We start from the raw sequence: 252 nt of genomic DNA, 5'->3' as shown, positions 1-252 counted from the left end.
CAGGGTGGTGTGATCCGGAACCGGCAGCGCGAGCCCCTTCAGTTGCAGCACCGAACGCAGCAGACCCTCGGTCTGACGCGAGCGCATCCGCAACGCACTGCCCAGCATCAGGGCGGTCTCGATGGCCCCCGGCGTCAGAATAGTTGTCGTGTCGTCTGAATCTTAGACGAGGTCCGGGGGCGGTAGAATCGGCATGAATGAAAGCCTACTCAGCAGAACGAAAAGAAGCCCTGGTGCGTCGCATGATGCCGC

General features: G+C 61.9%; 1 pseudogene. It reads right to left on the bottom strand.

The features are described from left to right. Positions 1 to 126, bottom strand: a pseudogene (locus tag GWC77_RS28770) (transposase); the annotation flags it as partial. Between the last annotated feature and the right edge of the window lie 126 nt (positions 127 to 252).

This window comes from Paraburkholderia sp. NMBU_R16 (assembly GCF_013282575.1).
GTDB lineage: Bacteria > Pseudomonadota > Gammaproteobacteria > Burkholderiales > Burkholderiaceae > Trinickia.
Note: the sequence above shows the minus strand (reverse complement) of the source record. Positions and strands in the feature narration are given on the sequence as shown.